The sequence below is a fragment of the Streptomyces sp. NPDC023541 genome, assembly GCF_055559995.1.
Genome location: NZ_JBVHJO010000006.1, coordinates 272,797 through 294,835 on the forward strand (window position 1 = coordinate 272,797; position 22,039 = coordinate 294,835).

Genomic DNA, 22,039 nt, shown 5'->3' on the forward strand with positions numbered 1-22,039 from the left:
CCGCCGTTCTGGTCCGGTACCGGGGGATGAATTGAATACGCTTTCCGTCGTGATTCCCGCGCTCAACGAAGCGCCCAACCTGCCCACCGTGGTCAACTCGGTGCCCACGGGCGCGCTCCACGCTCTGGGCTGGGAGACCGAGGTCATCGTCGTCGACAACGCTTCCACCGACGACACCGCCGCGGTGGCCGCCGCGCTCGGCGCCACCGTCGTCTCCCAGCCGGAGCGGGGGTACGGCAACGCTTACCACGCCGGGTTCCGCGCGGCGAAGGGCGACGTCATAGCGACCGGCGACGCCGACTGCACCTACCCGTTCGACTCGCTGCCCGAGCTGCTGGGCACCTTGACCGAGGCGGACGTCGAGTTCATGACGACCAACCGGCTCCGCCGCGAGAACCGCTCGGCGATGAAGCGGTCCCACACCGTCGCCAACTACGCGCTGAGCGCCCTGAGCCGGGCCCTGTTCCGCAACGGACTGCGCGACTCGCAGTCCGGCATGTGGGTCTTCCGGCGCTACGTCTGGGACGGCGTGGAGGTGAAGTCGACCGGCATGGCCTTCTCCCAGGAGATCAAGAACGCCGCGACCCAGGCCGGCTACCGGTACCTCGAAGTGCCCATCGAGTACCGCAACCGCCAGGGCGAGGTGAAGCTCAACGCGCTGCCCGACGGGATGGCCAACCTGCGCCAGCTCTTCGAGCACCGCTTCCGCCGGTCCGGCGGGGAGCGCCCCGCGCGCTACGAACGGCGGCACACCCCCGCATGAGGAAGCGTCTGATCCGAGCGGCCCTGGTATTCGCGGTGACGGCCGTCCTGTGCGCGGGCGCCTGGTCGCTGCCGCCCGTGCGGACGGTCCTGCTGGACTCGTTCACCCGCCGGCAAGCCGCCTACATCGAGCTCTACTTCACCGAGGACCCGCGCTTCGACGGAGCGAGCGTCCTCGTTCCCTTCGCAGTGAACGACCACGGCTCCGGAGCCCGGTCGCTGGTCGCGACGCTCACCGTGGAGGCCGCGAACGGCAAGGTGCTGGCGACCGAGACCTACCCCGTCGAACCCCACCAGGGCGCCGCGGTCCCGGTCACGGCGCGGATCCGCGCCAAGGGGACCGACGTCGCCCTGGTCCGGGTCTCGCTCACCGGGCATCCCCAGACCCTTCACTTCCGCTTCGGCCGGCCCCCGGAACTCTGATGCGCACCGTTGTCCAGATCACCCCGTACTACCCCCCGCACCTCGGCGGCCTCGAGCGCGTCGTGCTGCACCTGTCGCGCCGCCTCGCCCAACGCCACGACGTCCGCGTCGTCACCACCACGCTCGGTTCCGGCGGCGCACCACGGCGGGCCCGGGAGGACGGCGTCACCGTGCGCAGGCACCGCGCCGCCGAGTTCGCCCACACCGCGATCGCGCCCGGGCTCCTCGGCTCGCTCCTGACAGCACCGCGCGGCGCCGTGCTGCACGCGCACTGCGCGCACGCGCTGCTGCCGGAGACCGTGGCACTCGCCGCCCGGCTGCGCCGACAGCCGTTCGTACTCCACTTCCACCTCGACGTGGACGCCAGCGGGCGCCTCGGCGGACTCCTGCCCGCCTACAAGAAGCACGTCTTCGGACGCGTCGCCCGCGCCGCCGCGGCGGTCATCGTGCTGACCGAGCAGCAGGCCCGCTTCGTCGAGGAGGCCTACCGGGTGCCGCCCGCGCGCGTGCACGTGGTGCCCAACGGAGTCGGCCCGGAGTTCTTCCGTCCCGCTCCCGCTCCTGCCACCGCCCCTGTCGACGCGGCCACCACGACCGCCGTCCCCCGGCCCCTGCGGCTGCTCTACGTCGGCCGCCTCAGCGCCCAGAAGAACATCGCGCGCCTGCTCGACGCGATCAGCCTGGCCCAGTCCCCGCTCAGGCTCCGCGTCGTCGGCGGCGGCGAGCTCGACGCCGACCTGCGGGCCCGCGCCGCCGGACTCGGCCTCGGCGAGCGCGTCGAGTTCACCGGGCCCCTGCACGACGGGGACCTCCTCGCCGCCTACGCGGACGCCGACGTCTTCGTCCTGCCCTCCGACCGCGAGGGCATGCCCCTCGCCGCGCTGGAAGCCATGGCTGCTTCCCTGCCCGTCCTGGCCACCGATGTCCCCGGCAACGCGGAACTGCTGCGCGGCGTCGGCCTGCTGGCCGCACCGGACCCGTCCTCGCTCGCCGCCGCCGTGGACCGCCTCGCGTCCGACCCCGGCCTGCGCGACCGGCTGGCCGGCCGCAGCGCCGAGCGGGCCCGCCGCCACACCTGGGAGGAAGTCACCCGGCAGGTGGAGCTCGTGTACCGGAAGGCAGGCATATGAAACCGCCCACCTGGGTGCGCGGACGGCTCGGCGTCCTGCTCAGCCTCGGTCCCGCCTGCGCCGTCGAGACGCTGCCCGGCGTCCCCGCCCTCCTGCTCGCGCCGGTCGGCCTGTGGCTGCTCTTCGCCGCGCCTGCCCTGCTGCTGCGCGGCGTCACCGACAAAGTGGTCTCCACCCGCAGCGGCTCCCTCCTGCTGGCAGCCGGCCTCGCCGTGCTCCTCGACATCCTCGTGGCGCTGGGCGTCAACACCGTGCTTCCGCTGCTCGGCGTGGAACGGCCCCTGACCCGGCTGGTGCTGGCCTCGGCGACGACCCTCGTGCTCCTCGTCCTCGGCATTCTCGCCCCCCAGTCACCACGGCCCCTGCTGCGCGGCGCACCCCTGAGCGGCGCCCGCCCTGTGGCCTGGGCGGCCGGAGTCGCGCTGCTGCTCTCCGTGGCCGGTCCGATCAGGCTCAACAACGGCCTGGGCGGCGCCGTCAGCACGGCTGCTCTGGTCGTCGTCACGGCGCTGATCGTCCTGCTGCTCCTTCGCCACGCACGCTGCTCCCCGATCGTCCTGGAGGCCGGTATCTACGCCGCTTCCGCCACCCTGCTGCTGCTCACCTCCCTGCGCGGCTGGTACATCACCGGGCACGACATCCAGCGTGAGTACCTCTACTTCCGGCTCACCCTCGGCGGCGGTTTCTGGGACATCTCCGCCTACACCGACCCGTACAACGCGTGCCTGAGCATCACCCTGCTCCCGGTGAGCGTCTTCCGACTCACGGGCATCGAGGACATCTACGTCTTCAAGGCCGTCCTGCCGCTGCTTTTCGCCCTGACCCCGGTGCTCGTCCATCGCGCGGTGCGCAATGTGGCGCCACCGCTCGTGGCGCTGCTCTCCGCCGTGTTCTTCATGGCGTTCCCGACCTTCTTCACCGACATGCCGTTCCTGGGCCGGCAGGCCATCGCCTTCCTGCTCCTGGCCTGCGCGATGCTCGTCCTGACGGATTCCCGGCGCCCGCTGCCCCTGCGGCGCGCGGTGTTCACCGTGCTGCTCGCCGGAGTGGTCCTGTCCCACTACTCGACGATCTACGTGATCGTCGGCACCCTGGCGAGCGCGTTCGCCGTGGACAAGGTCTGGCGGGCGGCCTCCCGGCCGGGCCGTGCCCGCCCGCAGCGCACCGGCGGCCAAGGCCGGATGCGGACGTTCCTCACCTGGTGGACCGTGGCCGTACCGGCCGTTCTCGCCCTGCTATGGGCCGGCCCCCTCACCCACACCGGTGGCCAGCTCGAAAGCACGTTGCGCGTCGTCGCGAGCGACCTGTTCGGGTCAGGCGACGCCCGCGGAGGCTCCTCCGACACCCGCTACAGCCTCCTCGGCGGCGCCGGAGCCACCCCCGAGGAGCGGCTCGCCGAATACCGCGAGGACACCATCGGCCACACCCGGGCCGACCGGGCCGACGGCAAGTACCTGCCGCTGGAGGCCCTCGCGAAGTACCCCACGCCCGTGGCCGAGAAGGAGAACCTGCCGCTCACCCCCGTCGGCCGGGCGCTGGACACCGTCGGCTTGAGCGTGCCCGCCCTCAACGGGGTGCTTCGGCAGGCCGCCGCCCTGCTGCTCCAGGTCCTGGTCCTGGTCGGGTTCGTGATCGCCCTGCGTGGCCGCAGCAGCCCGTTCACGCCCGTCCGCGACCAGATCACCCTGACCGTGGGCGCCCTCGCGATGATGGGCCTGTTCACCCTGGTGCCGCAGCTGTCGGTCGACTACAGCGTGCTCCGCGCTTTCCAGCAGGGCCTGTTGTTCTTCGCCCCGTTCATCGCCGTCGGCGCCCTGTGGGCGGTGCGCCGGGCCGGCCGCCGCGCCGTCCCCTTGCTGTGCGTCCTCGTCGCCGGGCTGCTGCTCGACCTGACCGGGGCCGTCCCCAAGGCACTCGGCGGCTACCCCGCGCAGCTCGCGCTCAGCAATTCCGGTCCCGCCTACGACATCTACTACCCGCACGCCGAGGACCGGCGGGCCGCCATGTGGCTCAACCATCGGGCTGCGGGCGACGACCTCGTCGTACAGACCGACCGGTACTCCTTCAGCCGTCTCCAGACCCTCTTCACCGTCCGCACGCAGGACAGCGTCCACCCCGCGCTGCTGCGGTCCCAGTCCTACGTACTGCTCGGGTCCACGCCGACCCGCAAGGACGAGGTCACCATATTCTTCCGGGGCGACCTCGTGACGTACCGGTATCCGCGCGATCTCCTCGACACCACACGCAACCTGATCTACAGCAACGAAGGGGCGGTGGTCTACCGATGAACCACGTCCGGCGCCGGCCCCGGGTCCTGCTCGTCAGCCACTACTACCGGCCGCATCTGGGCGGCATCGAGAACGTCGTCCGCAACGAAGCGCTCCACCTCGCCCGGCACGGCGCCGAGGTCACCGTCCTCACCAGTGGCGACCATGCCGGGATCCACCACGAGGACGGCGTCCGCGTCGTACGCGTCGCCGCGTCCAACGTGGTGGAGCGCCGGTCGGGCGTCCCCTTCCCGCTGTTCTCGCCGGCCCTGCTGCCCGCAGCCCTGCGCTGGGCCCGCCACGCCGACGTCGTCCACGTCCACGACTGCCTCTACGCCTCCTCCTGGGCAGCCGGACTCGCCGCGGCCGCCACCCGCACCCCCACCGTGGTGACCCAGCACGTCGGCCTGGTGGCGCACCCCTCGGCCCTCGTACGCGCCGTCCAGCGGGCCGTCTACGCCGTTGCGGGCCGGCCCCAGCTCCGCCGCGCCCGCCGGGTGCTCACCGTCAACGCCGACGTCGCCGCCTTCGTCCGGAAGCTCGGCGCCCGCGCCGAGGCCCGCCACCACCTCGCCAACGGCGTGGACACCGGCCTCTTCCGGCCGCCCGCCGACCCCGCGGAGCGCGCCGCGGCTCGCGCGCGGCTCGGCCTGCCGACCGGACGCACCCTGGTGCTCTTCGCGGGCCGGCTCGTCCCCAAGAAGGGGTACGACCTCCTCCTCGACGCCCACGCCGGCGACGCCGCATACGACCTCGTGTTCGCCGGTGACGGGGACGCCGCGGCCCTCGCCGGACGCTCCGGCGTCCACTACCTCGGCTCCCTGTCCGCCGACGACCTCGCCGACGCCTACCGCGCGTGCGACGTGTTCGCCCTGCCCTCCACCGCCGAGGGCTTCCCGCTGACCGTCCAGGAGGCCATGGCCTCGGGCCTGCCCGTCGTCACGACCGACGACCCCGGATACGCCCCGTACGGCCTGGACCGCGGCGTCGCCCTGCTCGTGCCCCGTACCGTCCCCGCGCTGCGCGCCGCGCTCGACGGCCTGGTCGCGGACCCTGCCGGGCGGGCGGCGACGGGAGCTGCCGCCCGCGCGTTCGCCGAGGCGTCCTTCGGCTGGGACCGGCACGTGACGGCGCTGCTCGGGCACTACGGGGACGCCGGCCGTGGGTAAGCACGCCCGGCCCGCGGACCAGATGTTCCGGAGCTCGTTCTTCCTGCTGGCGTCCACCGTCACGACGGCCGGCCTGAGCTTCCTCTTCTGGGTGGTCGTGGCCCGCTTCTACCCGCCCGAGCAGGTCGGGCTGGCCACCTCGCTGATCTCCGCGACCGCGTTGCTCTCCTACCTCAGCATGTTCGGCCTCAACAGCACCCTGATCCGCTTCCCCGCCGAGGGCAGGGCCCGCAACGGCCAGATCACCCATTCCACCGTGCTGGTGCTGCTGGTCTCCTGCGTCGCCGCCGGGATCTATCTGCTCGGGCTGCCCTGGTACGGGCACAAGCTGCTGTTCGTCCGCGACCACGCGCACCTCGCCGCCCTCTTCGTCCTGTCCTGCGCCTGTGCCGCGCTGAACCTCCTGGTCAAGTCGGTCTTCATCAGCGCCCGCATGGCCCAGTACAACGTGCTGCTCGACGGGATCCTCCAAGGCCTCGCCAAACTCGCCGCGCCCGTCGCCCTGGTCGGGTTCGGCGCGGCCGGAATCCTCGGCTCGGCGGGCATCGGCTACGCGGTCGCCGGCGCCGCGGCCCTGCTGCTGCTCCGGCGCCGCCTCGGCTTCCGCTTCGACTTCCGCACCCGCGGCACCCGACTGCGCGAGCAACTGCGCTTCTCCGTCGCCAGTTACATCTCCAGCCTGATCAACCTGGCGCCCGTCCTGGTCACTCCGCTGATCGTGCTCCAGAAGCTGGGCGCCGCCGAAGCCGGCTACTACTTCGTCGCCTTCCAGATCGCCGCCCTCCTGAACTCCGTCTCCACCGCCGTGGGCGAGGCCGTCTTCGCCGAGGTCTCTTCCGACCCGTCCCGGTTCGGCGAACTCCTGCGCCGCTCCGCGAAGATCATCGCCGCGGTGCAGGTCCCCGCCGTCGCCGTCGTCGCGCTCGGCAGCGGGCTGCTCCTGCTGGTGTTCGGCGGCGGCTACACCGCGGCCGCGAGCGGGCTGCTCAGGGTGCTCGCCGTCGCCGCCCTCGCCGTCGCCCTCAACACCTGGGCGTGTTTCGGGCTCAAGCTGGCCCAGCGGATGAAGCAGCTCATCACCGCCAACGCCGTCCTTGCGTGCACCGCCATCGGCCTGTCCGCGTGGTGGGCGCCGCACGGGCTGCTCTGGGTCGGCTGCGCCTGGGGCCTCGGCAACCTGGCAGCCGGACTGTTCGCCACCGTCGCCCTGCTGCGCGGCCGGCCCTCCGCGCCCCGCAGGCCGGAACCGGACCTCGACCCCGGACCGGGCTGGTCCCCCGTCGACACCCTCCAACTGCGCGCCGTGCGCCTGCCCGGGCAGACGGCCCCGGATCCGCCCTCCGCCGCCGCGCCGTCCGCCGCACCACCTGCCGAGAGGTACCGCCCGTGAAGATCGTGGTGATCAACGCCTACGTCCGGGAGAACGCGGGCGACGCCGCGCTGCTCTCCGTCTGCCTGCGACAGGTCCGCGAGGCGTTCCCCGGCGCCTGCGTCCGCGTCGCCGGCATGGAGGACCCCGCCGTCCACCCCGCGTTCGAGGACGCCCCGAACCTCGGATCGATCCGCCGCCACGTCGCCGACGGCACCGCTTCGCGTTCCCGCCGGATCCTGCGGAAGGTGTACGTCGGCGCGGCCTCCGCCGGCCTCCTCCTGCTGCCCCGGTCCGCGGCCGGTGTCCTGCGCAGGGTCCTGCCCGCCGAGGCCCGGCGCGAGGCGGACGCCCTGGCCGGCGCCGACCTGGTGGTGTCCACCGGAGGCGGGTACGTCCTGGCCCGCCCGGGGCTCGACGGCCACCAGAACGTCTTCTTCGTCCTGTTGCCGGTGCTGCTCGCCCAGCGTGCCGGCGTACCCGTCGTCTTCGCCCCGCAGTCCTACGGCCCGTTCCCCTCGTCCCTCCAGCGGCGCCTGGTCGCCCGCGCCCTCGGCCGGTCCCCGCTCGTCCTGGCCCGCGAGGACGTCAGCGTGGCCGAGCTGCGCGGCTGCGGCCTGCCCGACGCGGTCGTCACACGGGGCGTCGACTCGGGCTTCGCGTTCGACCCGCCGCCGTCCTCCGACTGGCGGACCCGGCTCGGCATCGCACCCGAGCAGCGTCTGGTCGGGGTCACGGCCAGGCGCTGGCTGGCCCCGGCCGCCCAGGACGCGTACGAACGGGCCCTGGCGGCGACGATCGACGCCGTCCAGGCCACCGGAGCGCGTGTCGTGCTGATCCCGCAGGTCAGCACCGACTACCTGAGCGACGACGACCGCATCGTGGAGCGCCGGATCGCCGCCCACTGCACTGCGGCGCCCCTGGTGATCGAGGACCGGGTGGACTACCGCGATCTGAAGGGCGTCTACCGCGAGTGCGCCCTGCTGATCGGCACCCGCTTCCATTCGGTGATCTTCTCCCTGACCAGCGGCGTGCCCTGCGTGGCCATCGAGTACGAGCACAAGACCCGCGGCATCATGGCCGACCTCGGCCTCGGCGCCCACGTGCTGGCCATCGAGGACGTCACCCATCCCCGGCTGTGGGCGCTGGTCGCACCGCTGCTCCGGGACGACTCCGGCTACCGCGAGCAGCTGCGGCGCCGCCTGCCCGGCTACGTCGCCGAGGCGGAGGGCTTCCCCGGCCTGCTGCGGGCCGCCCTGTGAACCCCCGCACGGTGGCCGTCGTCACCCCCTATTACCCGCCGCACGTCGGGGGCGTCGAGCAGTATGCGGCCCGGGTCGCCCGGGCCGTGCACGAAGCGCCCGGCCTCGACGCCGTCGTCCTCACCAGCGGGCCCGGGTTGCGCACCCGTACCTGCCTGGAGGACGGCGTGCGGGTCGTCCGACTCGGCTCCTGGTTCCGGCTTTCCAACACCCCCCTGAGCCCCCTGTGGCCGTTTCAGCTGCGGTACTGGCTGCGCCGTACGGGCGCCGACGTGGTCCACGTCCACGCCCCGGTACCGGGACTCGGCGACATCGCCGTGGCCGTGGCGGGCCACCGGCCGGCCGTGCTCACCTACCACGCCGGCTCGATGCTCAAGGGCGGCCCCGGCACCGGCGCCGCGGACCGCCTCATCGGTCTCTACGAACGCCGGGTTCTGCCCCGGGTGTTCGGCCGGGCCCGCGCCCTCGTCGCCGTGTCCCCCGTCTCCCTGGCCGCCGGATGGCCCGGAGCCCTGGAGATCAACCCCGGCGTCGACACCGGCCGTTTCACGCCGGGCCCGCCGCCCTCCACCCGCCCGCCGACGCTCCTCTACGTCGGCCGGATCGACCGGTCCTCGGCGTGGAAGGGGGTCGATGTCCTCGTCCGCTCCCTGGCCGAAGTACCCGGTGCCCGGCTGCGCCTGGTCGGCGGCGGCGACGCGGTCGCGGACCAGCTCGCCCTGGCCGCGTCCCTCGGGCTCGCGGACCGGGTCACCGCGTCCGGCGAACTGACCGGGCCCGCCCTCGTCCGGGCGGTCCGCGAGGCGGCGGTGCTGGTCCTGCCCTCCGTCACCGAGGCCGAGTCGTTCGGCATGGTGCTCGTCGAGGCGATGGCCTGCGGCACCCCGGTGGTGGGCTCGCGGGTCGGCGGCATCCCGTACGTCGTCGAGGACGGGCGGACAGGTCTGCTGGTGCCGCCCGGCGACCCCGGCGCCCTGGCGGGCGCCTGCCGGCGGCTCCTGGAGGACGGTGCGCTGGCGGACCGGCTGGGAGAGGCGGGGCTGCGCACCGCGCGCGAGCGGTACGCCTGGGACGGCCTCCTGGCCCGGTACGTGGACCTGTTCCGCTCGCTGTGACCGCCGGCCGGGCTAGCGGGGCTGCTTCTTCGCGTACTCCTCGATCGCAGCCCGGAGCGCGGCGAACGCGGGCTTCGCGGAACCGTCGTAGCGGCGCAGTCCGTAGTACTTGGAATGGCTCTTGTCGTTGCCGGTGGCCGTGTCCTGGTGGGCGAACCAGAACGCGGCGGCCACGTATTTGTCCTTCACGGCGGTCGGCACGGTGTCGGTGGCGATCCGCGCCTGGAACTCCTCGCTGACGTGCGTGATGTTCTCCGTCCGGGACTTCTCGTCGGCGGCGGGGTTGCCCGGACCGTTGGTCGGCGCGCCCGTCTCCGTCAGCCACACCGGCATGCCGGGTGTCCCGTGCCGCTCGGCGACGCCGACCAGGTTCTCCCCGGCGCTGCTGACCTCCTGGAACACCTTGCCGTCGTGCGGGAGCTGGGGCCAGGCGTAGGGGTGGTAGCTGAGCGCGTCCACCATCTTGTTGCCGCCGAGCCGGCAGACCTGTTCCAGGAAGTCCAGGTGGGAGACGTACTTGATGGATTCCCAGGTGCCGACGGCGGCCAGACCACCCATCAGTACGTACGCCGTCGGGTCGGCTTCGCGCAGCGAGGCGGCGGTGGAGTTGAGCAGGGCGGTGTACGCCTTCGCGTCGGGCTTGGGGTACCAGAACTGGGGGAGGTTGGGCTCGTTCCAGACCTCCCACGTGTGCACGCCCTGGGGCGCGTAGCGCAGGGCGGCGAGTTTCGCGAACGCGGCGAATTTCTTGGGGTCGGCAGGCGGACACGTGGGACGGTGCCCCGTGCAGGACTCGGCCCTTGCCCATGCGGGGGTGTAGGCGACGGTGGCGAGGACGTCGAGGTTGCGTTCGCGGGCCGCTTTCACGATCCGGTCGAAGCGCTGCCACTGGTAGGTGCGCGGGCTGTCCGGCTGGATGTTGTTCCAGGACAGGTCCACCCGGATCCAGGTGGTGCCCAGACCGACCGCGTCGTTGAGGGCGGCGGCCAGGCCGTCGTCGGACTTCCAGGTGAGGGTGTCACCGTAGGAGAGGCCGAGTCGCAGATCGTGCTGCTTGGGCGGCTCGGGCGGCCGCTGGAACCCGCCGACGGGCCGCGCGCCGGCGTCCGACGCAGGACCTGTCGACGAAGCCGCCGCCACGACCGTCGCGGCGGTCGCCAGGACGAAGGAGACGAAGGCGACGACGAGCCGCTGTCGTGTACTCGAATGCCCCACCATGGGGTCACCCTAAGGCAAGCGTGCGGCGACTCGTTTCCCGACCGAGCCCTCCTCGACCGTTCCGGAACGGCCGGCTGCTGCACATCGAGGGCCCCCGCCGGCGCCCACAGGGGCCACGGCTGCGGTGTCAGTGCGCCGGGCCCCGGATCGGACGGCGGCCCGCCGTCGTGCTGCGGCAGCCGTACTGAGGGAGATCCTGCTGACGGTGCGCAGGCGCCGTTGAAGTGGCGGACAGGGGCAGCGGACCCGTGATCGGTTCGGGGCGCTCGCGGATCAACCGGGCCGACCGCGTGGGTGGGTGGTGATCCCGTGTTGATCGGTCGTAGAGCCGGGGCGGCGACCATCGGCGACAAGGGGAGCACGGCTCGGGGTCACCACCGGTCGCAGCCGCCCTCGGTGGGCCGTACGGCCGCCGGGCCCCTCGGTCCCCGGTACTTGGCCAACCCACGGAAGGTGGACTAGGCATGCACGGTGTTACGTCTCTGCAGTCGGCGACGGGCTTCGGCGAGCTGCTCAGGGTCCGGCGCGAACGTGTCGGGCTGACCCAGCAGGTGCTCGCCGATCACGCGACCCTGAGCGTGCGGGCGATCCGCGACATGGAGAGCGGGCGGGTGCAGCGCCCCCGGCAGGAGACGGTCCGCCTGCTGGCCGACGCGCTGCGGCTGGAGGGCCACCACCGGTCGCGTTTCGAGGCGGCCGCACGCCGGCAGGCGCTCCTGGAGGAGCCGCGCGACGAACCGACCGCGCCACCGGTCGCCCGGGGCGCGATCGTCGGCCGGGAGCTGGAGGCAGAGGTGCTGACCGACGCCCTCGCCGTGCACGGCGACCGGCTGGTCACCGTGGCCGGCCTGGGCGGGGTCGGCAAGACCCGGCTGGTCCTGGAGGTCGCGAGACGGCTGCACCTCGCCCCGGGGTGGTCGGTGCGCTGGATCGACTGCGGCCGGCAGCCCGCCGCCGGACTCGAACGCCGCGCCGACCTCGCCCGCGCGATCGGGGAGCGGCCCACCCTGCTGGTGCTCGACGGCGCCGGCACCGGCGTGGACACCGCCCTGCTCGACGAACTGTTCCACCGCTGCCCCGGCCTGCGCGTGCTGATCACCGCCCGGGTGGCGCAGCCGCTGCCCGGCGGGCAGGTGATTCCGCTCGCCCCGCTGCCCACCCCCGGTCCGGAACTCGACCACGACCCGGTGGCGCTGGCCGAGGTGGGCGCCGTACGGCTGCTGCTCTCCCACCTGCGCCGACTGCGGCCCGGCTTCCGACTGGAGCCCGAGGAGGCCCCGGCCGTGGCCTCGATATGCCGTCAGCTCGACGGGCTGCCGGGGGCGTTGGAGCTGGTGGCGGGCTGGTCGACGGTGCTCTCCCCGCGCCAGCTGGTGGCGCGGCTGACCGACGGGCCGTTCCATCTCGCGCCGCCCCCGGCGGGGTTCGGCGGCAGGGCGGACGTGGGGGCGGCGCTCGGAGCCGCAGTGGACCGGCTGACGCCGGCCCAGCGGGACCTGCTGGAGCGGCTCGCGGCCACCCCGGGGGACTGGTCGGGCGAGGACGCCGTCGAGCTGAGCGGCAGGCCGCCGCAGGAGTGCCTGGCGGCGGTGCACGAGCTGCTGGCGAGCGGACTGATCCGCGGCGTCCCGGCCCGTGACGGCGTCCGGTTCACCGTGCTGAACCTCTGCCGGCGGCTGTGCGGCACCGGCGTGTACGCGGAGCTGGCGGCGGCGAGCTGAAGCCGGACCCGCGGTCTCCCGCGAGGCCGCGCCCGCCGTCCCGTACGCCCGCTGCGGCCTGGGCCGATACTGCCCGCATCCTGCCGGACGAGCTGCCGGTGCGGTGTCCGGAACCTCCTTAGCGTTCTGTCCACGGCCGGGCGAGCCGGACCCGTACCGCGGAGGTCCGACCCGGCCGGGCACCTGGAGTCCCGCCCCTGACCGGGGCTCCCCACCACCTACCGACACAGAGGGTTTGCGCCGTGGAGCAGCATGCCGTGGAGCAGCACGGAAAGGCCGAGCCGACCGGTCTGGACGTCGTCGTGACGACCATGGCCTCGGACTCGCACACCTGGAACCTGGTCTTCCTCCAGCTGCTGCTGGAGGAGCTCGGCCACAGGGTCACCAACCTGGGCGCGTGCGTGCCGGACGAGCTGCTGGTCGCCGAGTGCCGTCGGATCGAGCCGGACCTCATCGTCCTGAGCAGTGTCAACGGGCACGGCTACAACGACGCACTGCGGGTGGTCGAGGCGCTGCGCGCCCGCCCCGAACTGGCCCGCACGCCGACCGTGATCGGCGGCAAGCTCGGGATCTCCGGGTCCGGCACGCCGGCCCGGCAGCGGGCGCTGCTGGCGGCGGGCTTCGACGGGGTCTTCGAAGAGGGCGGCTCGGTGCTGGAGTTCCAGTCCTTCGTCGGTTCGCTGCCCGGCGCCGCGTCGCGCACGCTGCCCGCCGTGGCCGACGGGTCCAGGGCCGCGCTGCCCGCCGGGTCCGGGGTGTTGCTGTGACCGGCTACGGGGGCGGGGCGGGGGGCGCTCCCGCCGTGCGACCGGAAGTCCCTGCCTCCCCTGCCTCCCCTGCCGCCTCCGCCGCGCCCGCCGCCCCGGCGTCCGGCTTCGGCGCCTTCGTCGCCCGGTCCCGCGCGGCCGGTGCCCTGGTCGTCCAGCCCCGGATGGGCATGGCCGATCCGCTGCGGATGCGCGACGGCCTGCGGGCCACCCGGGACGCGGACGCCGTCTCCGTCGGCACCATCACGCTCGACAGCTACACCCGTACCGGCGACCTCGAAGCCGTCCGGCGCGCGCTCGCCGAGGGCGTCGCCCTGAACGGCTACCCGATCGCCACCCACCCCGCCGACACCACCCGCGCGGTCCTGCACGGCATCGCGGACGCCCACTTCCCGGTACAGGTCCGGCACGGTTCGGCGATGCCCGAGCACATCGTCCGGGCGCTGCTGGCGGTCGGCCTGGACGCCACCGAGGGCGGCCCGGTCTCGTACTGCCTGCCGTACAGCCGTACGCCGCTGCGGGAAGCGGTCACCGCCTGGCGGCGCAGCTGCGAACTGCTGGCCTCCACGCGTGAGTACGGCGCCTCGCCCCACCTGGAGACCTTCGGCGGCTGCCTGATGGGCCAGCTCTGTCCGCCGAGCCTGCTGATCGCGGTCAGCGTGCTGGAGGCGCTGTTCTTCCGGCAGCACGGGCTGACCTCGGTCTCGCTCAGTTACGCCCAGCAGGCCGATCCGCGCCAGGACGAGGAGGCGCTCACCGTACTCGGGAGGCTGGCCGGCGAACTGCTGCCGGACATCGACCACCACGTCGTGCTCTACGCCTACATGGGCGTCTTCCCGCGCTCACCCGGCGGGGCCCGCCTGCTGCTGCAGGACGCGGCCCGGCTGGCGGTACGGGCCGGCGCGGCCCGGTTGATCGTCAAGACCACGGCCGAGGCCCACCGCATACCGACCGTCGCCGAGAACCTCCGCGCCCTGGAGACGGCGGCCGCGGCCGCCGCCGACGAACGCGCCCGCCCGGCGCTGACCGCCGGCGCGCCCGGCCCGCACGCCGCCGACACCGGCATCGAGGCGGAGGCGCGGGCACTGATCGGCGCCGTGCTGGAGCTGGACGCGGACGTCGGCCGGGCGCTGGTACGGGCCTTCGCCGCCGGCTACCTGGACGTCCCCTACTGCCTGCACCCCGACAACGCCGGCCGGGCCCGCACCTCGCTCGCGCCCGACGGCCGCCTGCTCTGGTCGAGCGTCGGCTCGATGCCGATCGCCGGACTCGCGGACGGCGGTGGCCCGCGTCCGCCGATCCTCGGTTCGGCCGGGCTGATCTCGGCGCTCTCCCACGTCCGGCGGACCTACGACGACCGCGCCGCCGACCCGGCCCGCGCACCCCTGCCTGCGCAACCCGTGCCCGTTCCGCCACGTACGACGTCCACGCCACGACGAGAGTTGGGACTGACCACACCATGACCACCGACGGGCCCACGGCCCCCGCCGCCTCCGCCTCCTCCAACGCCTCCGCACCGATCCCGGATCCCGGGCGCCACCTGACCGCCCCGACCACGCGCAGCGCGCTCCGGATCCAGCACCAGCTCCTCTTCGCAGCCCGCGAATTCCTGCGCGGTGCCGGCTTCACCGAGTTGCTCCCGCCGATCATCGGGCCCGTCACCGACCCCGGCTCGCGCGGCTCCAAACAGGTCGACGTCGACTTCTACGGACACCGCTACAAGCTGATGACGAGCGCCATCCTCTACAAGCAGGCCTCGCTGCTCGCCTTCGACAAGATCTTCTGCATCGCCCCCAACGTCCGGCTGGAGCCGCTGGAGACCGCAGGCACCAGCCGCCACCTGGCCGAGTTCCACCAGCTCGACGTGGAGATGGCGGGTGCCACCAGGGACGACGCCGTACGGCTCGTCGAGGAGCTGGTGGTGCACATGGTCGACAGCGCGGTCCGTGAGCTGCCGAAGGAGTTCGCCGAACTGGGCCGGGACGTGGACGCCTTCACCGAACTGCTGAAGGGCTCGTTCGGCCGCATGCGGCACGCCGAGGCCGTCGCCGAACTCCAGGGGCTCGGCCACCCGCAGAGCCCGGACGCAGAACTCGACTGGGACGGCGAGGCGTTGCTGTCCGCACGGCGGGACCGGCCGTTCTTCGTCACCGACTACCCCAAGGGCTCACGCGGCTTCTACGACCGCGAGGATCCCGAACAGCCCGGCCTGCTGCGCAACTTCGACCTGGTCGCAGCAGAGGGCTACGGCGAGCTGTGCAGCGGCAGCCAGCGCACCAACGACTACGCGGAGATCGTCACCCGGATGCGGGAGACCGGCGAGAACCCGCAGAAGTACCGCTGGTACCTCGACCTGGTCCGCGAGGGCGTGCCCGGCAGCGCCGGCTTCGGCATCGGCGTCGAGCGGCTCACCCGCTACGTCGCCGGGCTGGACGCCGTCTGGCAGGCCAGCGCCTTCCCGAAGCTCGCCGGGGTGGTGTCGCCGTGAGCGACCTCTCGGCACCCGGCTTCCCCGAGGAGGAGGTCCGGCGGCGCGCCCGGGCCGGCGCGGCGGCGGCGTTCCCCCCGCCCGGCGAGTACGGCCGGGTCCTGTTCGGCGCGGAGCACGGCGGCGCCCGGTGGCCGGACGGCGGGCACGACCCGCTCGACACGCTGCGGATCACCCCGCCGGTCCTCATGCCGCAACGGCTCGCCCGGCTGATCGACCTCGGCCGCGAACCCGACTACCGGGACGTGGAACTCACCACCGCCATCGGCGGCTTCACCTCCGCGCTGCCGGTGTACGTGTCGGCGCTCGGCTCCACCCGTGCGGCCGGCGGCGATCTCGGTCTCGCCCTCAGCCGGCAGGCGGGCGCGCTCGGCATCCCCATGGTGATCGGCGAGAACGTGGTCCCGGTGAACGGCTACGGCAGACAGGGCGAGCCGGCCGATCTGGCGCTCCTCGGCCGGCTCCGCGCCTACGCCGAGCAGCTCCCGGACGGGCGGGGCGGGGTCGCCGTGCAGCAGTCCACCGAGGACGCCGACGCCGAGGTGTGGAACCTCGTCTACAGCGACCCGGCGGCGCTGCCGCTCCTCGAATCCGGGCGGCTCGCCTTCGAACTCAAGCTGGGGCAGGGGGCCAAGCCGGGCCTCGGCGGGATGACCGTACTGGACGCGGAAGCCGCCGCCCGGGTCGGCGACCGGTACGGGCTGGACGACGTGTTCGGCGACGGCCGGGTGCTGCGCTCCAGTGCGCCCGGCACCTTCACGGCGGAGATCCTGCGCCAGCAGGTCCGGCTGATGCGCAACAACTTCCCCCGGGCCCGGGTCTGGGTGAAGCTGCATCCGGGCCGGGACGCCGCCGAGGCCGCCCGGGTGGCCGCCGAGGCCGGGGCGGACGCCGTCACGGTGGACGGCGCCGAAGGCGGCACCGGCTGGGCGCCGGAGGCCTTCCCGGCCCAGGTCGGCCTGCCGCTCGGGGAGTGCCTGCGCCGGCTGGCGGCCGCCGGGCCGCCGCCCTGCCTGCTGGTCTCCGGACGGATGTGGGAGGGCGGCCGCGCGGTGAAGAGCCTGGCGCTGGGCGCCCGCGCGGTGGGTCTGGGCCGGGCGGCCCTGCTCGCCACGGCCGAGGACCCGCAGACCGGGCTGATCCGGTTCACGGAGTGCCTCGCGCTCGAACTCCGAATGCTGATCAGCGCCCTCGGGAAATATGTTCCTGCCGCGCTCGACCGGGACGACGTATGGGCCCCGCATTTCCCTGGAATTCCCGCCGCCGGATAGAATCGAATAGCCGAGAAGGCTTTTCCCGCAGCCCGTCCAGGTGCCTTTGTGTGCCTTGACGGGCTGTCGTGTCTGCACGTCATCCGCAGGATTCGATCGGCAGTTGAAACTGCCGATCGCCTTCCGGGCAATCTGCCGATCGGCCCGGAACGGCGGGCCTATCGTCGAGACCACTACCCGCAGCGTCGTTAATTCATCGGGGTTGGATGATGGAATCTCGCGGTTTGCCCTTCATATCCGTCGCACGCCGGTTCCCGGACCGCCCGGCCCTGAGGCTGGGCGCCCGGACCGTCGCCTACCGGGAGCTGGACGAGCTGAGCGGCGCCCTCGCCGCCCGGATCGCCGCCCGGATCGCGCCCGGCGCGACGGTGGCCGTCACCGGCAGGGACCGGCTCGACCACGTGGTCGGCCTGCTCGCCGCGCTCCGCGCCGGCGCCACCTACCTGCCGCTGGACCGGGAGGCTCCGCAGGAGCGCAACCGCTGGATCCGTGCCGACGCCGGCGCCGCCCTCGCCTACGCCGACGGCGAACTCGACCCGGCCAGGGACCCGGCCACGGACCCGGCCGTGGACCCGGCCCCTGCCATAGGCCCGTCCACGAGCCCGGCCGACGCCCCGGACCGGCAGGGCCGCGACTGCGCCGCGGGTTACCTCGTCTACACCTCGGGCACCACCGGCCGCCCCAAGGGCGTGCACGTCCCCCTCGCCGCGCTGACCGCCCACCTGGCCGCCGCCGTCGAGTCCTTCGGCCTCACCGAGGACGACGTGGTGCTGCACCTCGCCCGCCCGACCGTGGACGTGGCCGTCGAGCAGGTGCTCACCGCACTCTCGGTCGGCGCCTGCGTCGTCGTACCGGAGGAGCAGCTCCTCGCTCCCGCGGCCCTGCTGGAGCTACTGGACGCCGAGCGGGTCACCGTCGCCAACCTCGCCGCCGGCTACTTCCAGGAGGTGGTGGCCGCGCTGCGCGAGGACGCCCGCCCGCCGCGCACCCTCCGCCTGATGATCTCCGGCAGCGACCGGCTCTACCCCGCCGCCGCGGCCCGCTGGCGGGCCGCCACCGGGGTGCCGCTGCTCAACGCCTACGGGCCCACCGAGACCGTCGTCACCGCCACCGTCCACGAGCCGGCCGCCCCCGCCGCCGGCGGGGCCGAAGCCGGGGCAGAGGCCGGCACGGTGCCCATCGGCCGGCCGCTCGGCGGACGCCGCGCGTACGTGCTGGACGACCGGCTGCGGCCGGTGGCGCCCGGCGACTCCGGCGAGCTGTACCTCGGCGGCCCGGTGCAGGCCTCCGGCTACCACGGCCGCCCGGGCCTGACCGCGGGCCGGTTCGTCGCGGACCCCTTCGCACCGGAGCCGGGCGCCCGCATGTACCGCACCGGTGACGTGGTCCGGCGGTCCGGCACCTACGCCCCGCTGGAGTTCGTCGGCCGTACGGACCACCAGGTGAAGGTCCGCGGCTTCCGGGTGGAGCCCGGCGAGATCGAACAGGTCCTGGCCGGGTACCCCGGCGTTGCCGCAGCGGTCGTGGTGGCGTACGAGGGCCGGCTCGCCGCGTACGTGACCGGCTCCGGCAGCGCCGCCGACGCTCCCGATCCGGCCGTGCTGCGCGCCCACCTGGCCGAGCGGCTCCCCGAGCACATGGTCCCCTCGACCGTCACCCCGCTGGACGCCCTCCCGCTGACCGCCGGCGGCAAGGTGGACCGGGCGGCGCTGCCCGAGCCCCGGGCCGAGGCCGCCGCGCCGCCCGCCGCCCGCCGAGCCCCTCGCACCCCCGCCGAGCAGCTGATCGCCGCCGTCTGGGCCGACGTACTCGGGGTGCCCGGGGTAGGCGCCGACGACAACTTCTTCCACCTGGGCGGCGATTCGCTCACCGCAGTGCGCGTGGTCGGCCGCGTCTTCGACGTGTTCGGCATGATCTCCCCGTACACGATCTTCGACGCGCCGACCCTCGCCGAGTTCGCCGCCGCGGTCACCGCGGCCTCGGAGGACGGCGAACGACCGGCCCTGGCCCGGACCGGTGCCACCGAGGCGCCGCTCGCGAACTTCCAGCGCGGACTGTGGTTCCTGGACCAGTGGAACCCCGGCGCGCCCACCTACATCGTGCCCTGGGTGTTCCGCTTCGCCGGACCCGTCGACCGCGAGCTGCTCCGCCGGGCCCTGGCCGGCGTGGTCGACCGGCACGAAGCGCTGCGCACCACCTTCGAGCTGGGCGAGGACGGCCCCCGGCAGGTGGTCCACCCGTCCGTGGACCTGCCGTTCACCGTCGAGGAGACCACCGCCGCAGCACTGGACGACCTGCTCGCCCAGGCCGCGCTGGTGCCCTTCGACCTGGAGAACGGGCCGCTGCTGCGCGCCCACCTCTACCGCACCGGCGGGACGTCCACCCTGCTGCTGCTCTGCCACCACATCGTCTGGGACGAGGGATCGCTCCCCGTCCTGGAGACCGAACTGGCGGCCCTGTACGCATCCCTGGCCACCGGCCGGCCCGCCGGCCTTCCCGAACTCGCGATCCAGTACGCCGACTACAGCACCTGGCAGCAACAGGACGCCACCGCAGAGCGGCAACTCGACCACTGGCGCGAACACCTGCGCGACGCACCCACCGAGCCCCCGCTCCCCACCGACCGGCCCCGCCCCGAACTCCAGTCCTTCCGCGGCGCGTTCCACCGGTTCGCGATGCCCCGGCCGGTCGCCGAGGCCGTCCGGGCGCTGGCCCGCAGCGAGGACGCGACCCCGTTCATGGTGCTGCTCGCCGGGCTCGCGCTCACCCTCCACCGGCGGACCGGCCTGCGCGACCTCGTGCTCGGCTCCCCGGTGAGCGTCCGCGGCCGCGCCGAACTCGACGCACTGATCGGATACTTCGTCAACCTGCTGCCCCTGCGCGTCCGGCTCGACGAGGGAATGGACTTCCGCGACCTGGTCCGCCACGTCCGCGAGGTGGCCATCGACGGCTACCGGCACCAGGAGGCGCCGTTCGACGCCATCGCGGGCGCCGTCATGGAGGAGCGCCCCGACGACCGGACCGAGGACCGCAACCCGCTGTGCCAGGTGCTGCTGGAACTGCACCCGCTGGACGACCGCCCGCTGACCATCGGCGGCACCCCGGTCACCCGCGAGCTGCACTCCAACCCGGTCTCCCGCTTCGACCTGTCGATCTCCGTCGACGACCGGGGCACCGACTTCACCGGCCGCTTCGAGTACGACTCCGACCTGTTCGACCCCGCCACCATGGCCGAGCTGTGCGAGGCGTGGCTCGGCACCCTCGCCACCGCCGTCGAGGCGCCCGTACACGCGCTGTTCGAGGACCGGGCCGCCCGCGCCCCGCACGCCCCCGCCCTGGTCTGCGGCGAGGACCGCCTCGACTACGGCACCCTGAACGAGCGCGCCAACCGCCTCGCCCACCACCTCGGGGCCTTGGGCATCGGCCGCGGCGACACCGTCGCCGTCCTGGTCGAGCGCGAACCGGACCTGGTGGTCGCCCTGCTCGCCGTGCTGAAGGCCGGCGCCGCCTACACCCTGCTCGACCCGGACTTCCCCGCCGAACGGCTGGCGGCCGCGGTCACCGAGAGCGGCGCCGCGCTGCTGATCACCCACCGCGAGGCGAGCCCGCCGTTCCCCGTCGCCCGCCACCTCGACCTGGACGCCGCGGCGGCCGCCGTCGCGGGCCGCCCCGGCCACGACCCGGGCCTGCCGGTCACCGGCACCGACCTCGCCTGCGTGATGTTCACCTCCGGCACCACCGGCCGCCCCAAAGGCGTCGCCGTCCCGCACCGTGCCCTCACCGCCACCTACCTCGGCCAGGACTACGCCCGTTTCGGACCCGACGAGGTCTGGCTGCAGTGCTCACCGGTCTCCTGGGACGCCTTCGCCCTGGAGCTGTACGGCGCGCTGGCCTTCGGCGGTGTGTGCGTGCTCCAGCCCGGCCAGCGGCCCGACCCGCAGGCCGTCACCGAACTCACCCGCCGGCACGGCGTCACCCAGCTCCAGCTCTCGGCAAGCCTGTTCAACTTCCTGCTGGAGGAGTTCCCGGAGACCTACGACGACCTCAAGGTGGCCTTCACGGCCGGCGAGCGGGCCTCCGTCACCCACGTCGGGAAGGCGCTCGACCAGTACCCGGACCTGGTCGTCGCCAACGGCTACGGCCCGGTCGAGAGCCTCGGCCTCACCACCTGCCACCGCGCCACCCCCGAGGACGCCGCCGGCGCCTCCATTCCGATCGGCCACCCGCTGCACGGCAAAGCCGTCCACGTCCTCGACGAGCGGCTGCGGCCCGTCCCGGAGGGCGCCACCGGCGAGCTGTACGCGGCCGGCGGCGGACTCGCCCTCGGCTACGTCGGCCGGCCCGGGCTGACCGCCGAGCGGTTCGTCGCGTCCCCGTTCGGCCCGCCCGGCGAACGCCTCTACCGCACCGGCGACCTCGGCCACCGGACGGCGGCGGGTGTGCTGGAGATCACCGGCCGGATCGACGACCAGGTGAAGATCCGCGGCTTCCGCGTCGAACCCGGCGAGATCGAGGACGCCCTCACCCGCCACCCGTCCGTGGGCGAGGCCGCCGTCAGCCTCCACGAGCCCGCCCCCGGCGACCGGCGGCTCGCCGCCTACGTCACCGCCACCGCCGGTGCGACCCGGGCGCCCGACCCGGACGCCCTGCTCGACCACCTGGCCGGGCTGCTGCCCGAGCACATGGTGCCGGCCACGCTCGACGTGCTGGACGCGCTGCCGCTCAACCAGAACGGCAAGGTCGACCGCCGGGCCCTGCCCGCCCCGGCCGATCGCCCGCCGGCCGGCTCTGCCGACCCGCTGACCCGCGACCAGCGGCTGGTCGCCGACGCCGTGCGCGATGTCCTGAAGCTGGCCGAAGACCTCGGCCCGGACGCCGACTTCTTCCGGATCGGGGGCAACTCGCTGGCCGCCGTACGGGTCGCCATGCGCCTCTCCCAGGAGACCGGCATCCGGGTTCCGCCGCAGGTGGTCTTCCGCGGCCGGACCGTCGGGGCCATCGCCGAACGGCTGGCCCCGCGATGACGCGACCGGCAGCCCGCCCACCCGCCAGTCCGCCCGTACGACCGAAGGGAACG

At 73.9% G+C, this 22,039-nt stretch carries 15 protein-coding genes; 14 read left to right on the forward strand and 1 reads right to left on the reverse strand.

What is annotated here, in order from left to right:
• Positions 1-49: 49 nt before the first annotated feature.
• Genes ACZ3X1_RS17620 through ACZ3X1_RS17655 form a run of 8 tightly spaced genes read left to right on the forward strand, consistent with a single transcriptional unit; the run spans position 50 to position 9,497 of the window.
• Positions 50-763, forward strand: a complete 714-nt coding sequence (locus ACZ3X1_RS17620; RefSeq protein WP_356809886.1) for a glycosyltransferase family 2 protein — start codon at positions 50-52, stop codon at positions 761-763.
• Positions 760-1,185, forward strand: coding sequence for a hypothetical protein (locus ACZ3X1_RS17625; protein WP_467280182.1), 426 nt, complete (start codon positions 760-762; stop codon positions 1,183-1,185). The genes ACZ3X1_RS17620 and ACZ3X1_RS17625 overlap by 4 nt, the downstream gene beginning before the upstream one ends.
• Positions 1,185-2,315 carry a glycosyltransferase family 4 protein gene (locus ACZ3X1_RS17630; protein WP_467280184.1) on the forward strand — a complete coding sequence of 377 codons (1,131 nt, stop codon included), beginning with the start codon at positions 1,185-1,187 and terminating at the stop codon, positions 2,313-2,315. Before ACZ3X1_RS17625 ends, ACZ3X1_RS17630 begins: the two co-directional genes overlap by 1 nt.
• On the forward strand, positions 2,312-4,603 hold the full coding sequence (locus tag ACZ3X1_RS17635; RefSeq protein ID WP_356809880.1) for a DUF2206 domain-containing protein: 2,292 nt from the start codon (positions 2,312-2,314) through the stop codon (positions 4,601-4,603). The genes ACZ3X1_RS17630 and ACZ3X1_RS17635 overlap by 4 nt, the downstream gene beginning before the upstream one ends.
• Complete coding sequence (locus ACZ3X1_RS17640; protein WP_467280185.1) at positions 4,600-5,751, forward strand: glycosyltransferase family 4 protein; 1,152 nt, start codon at positions 4,600-4,602, stop codon at positions 5,749-5,751. The genes ACZ3X1_RS17635 and ACZ3X1_RS17640 overlap by 4 nt, the downstream gene beginning before the upstream one ends.
• The gene (locus tag ACZ3X1_RS17645; RefSeq protein WP_467280186.1) at positions 5,744-7,141 is read left to right on the forward strand and encodes a lipopolysaccharide biosynthesis protein; all 1,398 of its coding nucleotides are present in this window, start codon (positions 5,744-5,746) and stop codon (positions 7,139-7,141) included. The genes ACZ3X1_RS17640 and ACZ3X1_RS17645 overlap by 8 nt, the downstream gene beginning before the upstream one ends.
• Entirely contained in the window at positions 7,138-8,382 is a 1,245-nt protein-coding gene (locus tag ACZ3X1_RS17650; protein WP_467280187.1) for a polysaccharide pyruvyl transferase family protein, read from the forward strand. The genes ACZ3X1_RS17645 and ACZ3X1_RS17650 overlap by 4 nt, the downstream gene beginning before the upstream one ends.
• Positions 8,379-9,497, forward strand: coding sequence for a glycosyltransferase family 4 protein (locus ACZ3X1_RS17655; RefSeq protein ID WP_356809872.1), 1,119 nt, complete (start codon positions 8,379-8,381; stop codon positions 9,495-9,497). Before ACZ3X1_RS17650 ends, ACZ3X1_RS17655 begins: the two co-directional genes overlap by 4 nt.
• Before the next feature lie 12 nt (positions 9,498-9,509).
• On the opposite strand, the gene ACZ3X1_RS17660 is transcribed toward ACZ3X1_RS17655, so the two are convergent.
• Entirely contained in the window at positions 9,510-10,715 is a 1,206-nt protein-coding gene (locus ACZ3X1_RS17660) for a cellulase family glycosylhydrolase (RefSeq protein ID WP_356809870.1), read from the reverse strand.
• 464 nt (positions 10,716-11,179) lie between these two features.
• Here ACZ3X1_RS17660 and ACZ3X1_RS17665 point away from each other — a divergent pair, with 464 nt between their 5' ends.
• The 6 genes from ACZ3X1_RS17665 to ACZ3X1_RS17690 all read left to right on the forward strand — a co-directional run bounded on the left by ACZ3X1_RS17665 (position 11,180) and on the right by ACZ3X1_RS17690 (position 21,986).
• Entirely contained in the window at positions 11,180-12,436 is a 1,257-nt protein-coding gene (locus ACZ3X1_RS17665) for a helix-turn-helix domain-containing protein (protein WP_390073926.1), read from the forward strand.
• 242 nt (positions 12,437-12,678) lie between these two features.
• The gene (locus ACZ3X1_RS17670; RefSeq protein ID WP_356809866.1) at positions 12,679-13,203 is read left to right on the forward strand and encodes a cobalamin B12-binding domain-containing protein; all 525 of its coding nucleotides are present in this window, start codon (positions 12,679-12,681) and stop codon (positions 13,201-13,203) included.
• A 35-nt stretch (positions 13,204-13,238) separates the two neighbouring features.
• The gene (locus tag ACZ3X1_RS17675; RefSeq protein ID WP_467280188.1) at positions 13,239-14,666 is read left to right on the forward strand and encodes a methylaspartate mutase; all 1,428 of its coding nucleotides are present in this window, start codon (positions 13,239-13,241) and stop codon (positions 14,664-14,666) included.
• Positions 14,663-15,691: an asparagine synthetase A gene (locus tag ACZ3X1_RS17680; RefSeq protein WP_390073928.1), complete on the forward strand. Its 1,029-nt coding sequence runs from the start codon at positions 14,663-14,665 to the stop codon at positions 15,689-15,691. The genes ACZ3X1_RS17675 and ACZ3X1_RS17680 overlap by 4 nt, the downstream gene beginning before the upstream one ends.
• On the forward strand, positions 15,688-16,962 hold the full coding sequence (locus ACZ3X1_RS17685) for a glutamate synthase-related protein (RefSeq protein ID WP_467280189.1): 1,275 nt from the start codon (positions 15,688-15,690) through the stop codon (positions 16,960-16,962). The genes ACZ3X1_RS17680 and ACZ3X1_RS17685 overlap by 4 nt, the downstream gene beginning before the upstream one ends.
• Before the next feature lie 209 nt (positions 16,963-17,171).
• Positions 17,172-21,986 (forward strand): amino acid adenylation domain-containing protein, encoded by a 4,815-nt coding sequence (locus tag ACZ3X1_RS17690; protein ID WP_467280320.1) that lies wholly within the window; start codon positions 17,172-17,174, stop codon positions 21,984-21,986.
• The last annotated feature ends 53 nt before the right edge of the window (positions 21,987-22,039 follow it).

Coding starts and splice junctions, on each gene's coding strand:
- ACZ3X1_RS17625 (WP_467280182.1), top strand. CDS start 760: ATGAGGAAGCGTCTGATCCGAGCGGCCCTGGTATTCGCGGTGACGGCC.
- ACZ3X1_RS17630 (WP_467280184.1), top strand. CDS start 1,185: ATGCGCACCGTTGTCCAGATCACCCCGTACTACCCCCCGCACCTCGGC.
- ACZ3X1_RS17635 (WP_356809880.1), top strand. CDS start 2,312: ATGAAACCGCCCACCTGGGTGCGCGGACGGCTCGGCGTCCTGCTCAGC.
- ACZ3X1_RS17640 (WP_467280185.1), top strand. CDS start 4,600: ATGAACCACGTCCGGCGCCGGCCCCGGGTCCTGCTCGTCAGCCACTAC.
- ACZ3X1_RS17660 (WP_356809870.1), bottom strand. CDS start 10,715: ATGGTGGGGCATTCGAGTACACGACAGCGGCTCGTCGTCGCCTTCGTC.
- ACZ3X1_RS17665 (WP_390073926.1), top strand. CDS start 11,180: ATGCACGGTGTTACGTCTCTGCAGTCGGCGACGGGCTTCGGCGAGCTG.
- ACZ3X1_RS17680 (WP_390073928.1), top strand. CDS start 14,663: ATGACCACCGACGGGCCCACGGCCCCCGCCGCCTCCGCCTCCTCCAAC.
- ACZ3X1_RS17690 (WP_467280320.1), top strand. CDS start 17,172: ATGGAATCTCGCGGTTTGCCCTTCATATCCGTCGCACGCCGGTTCCCG.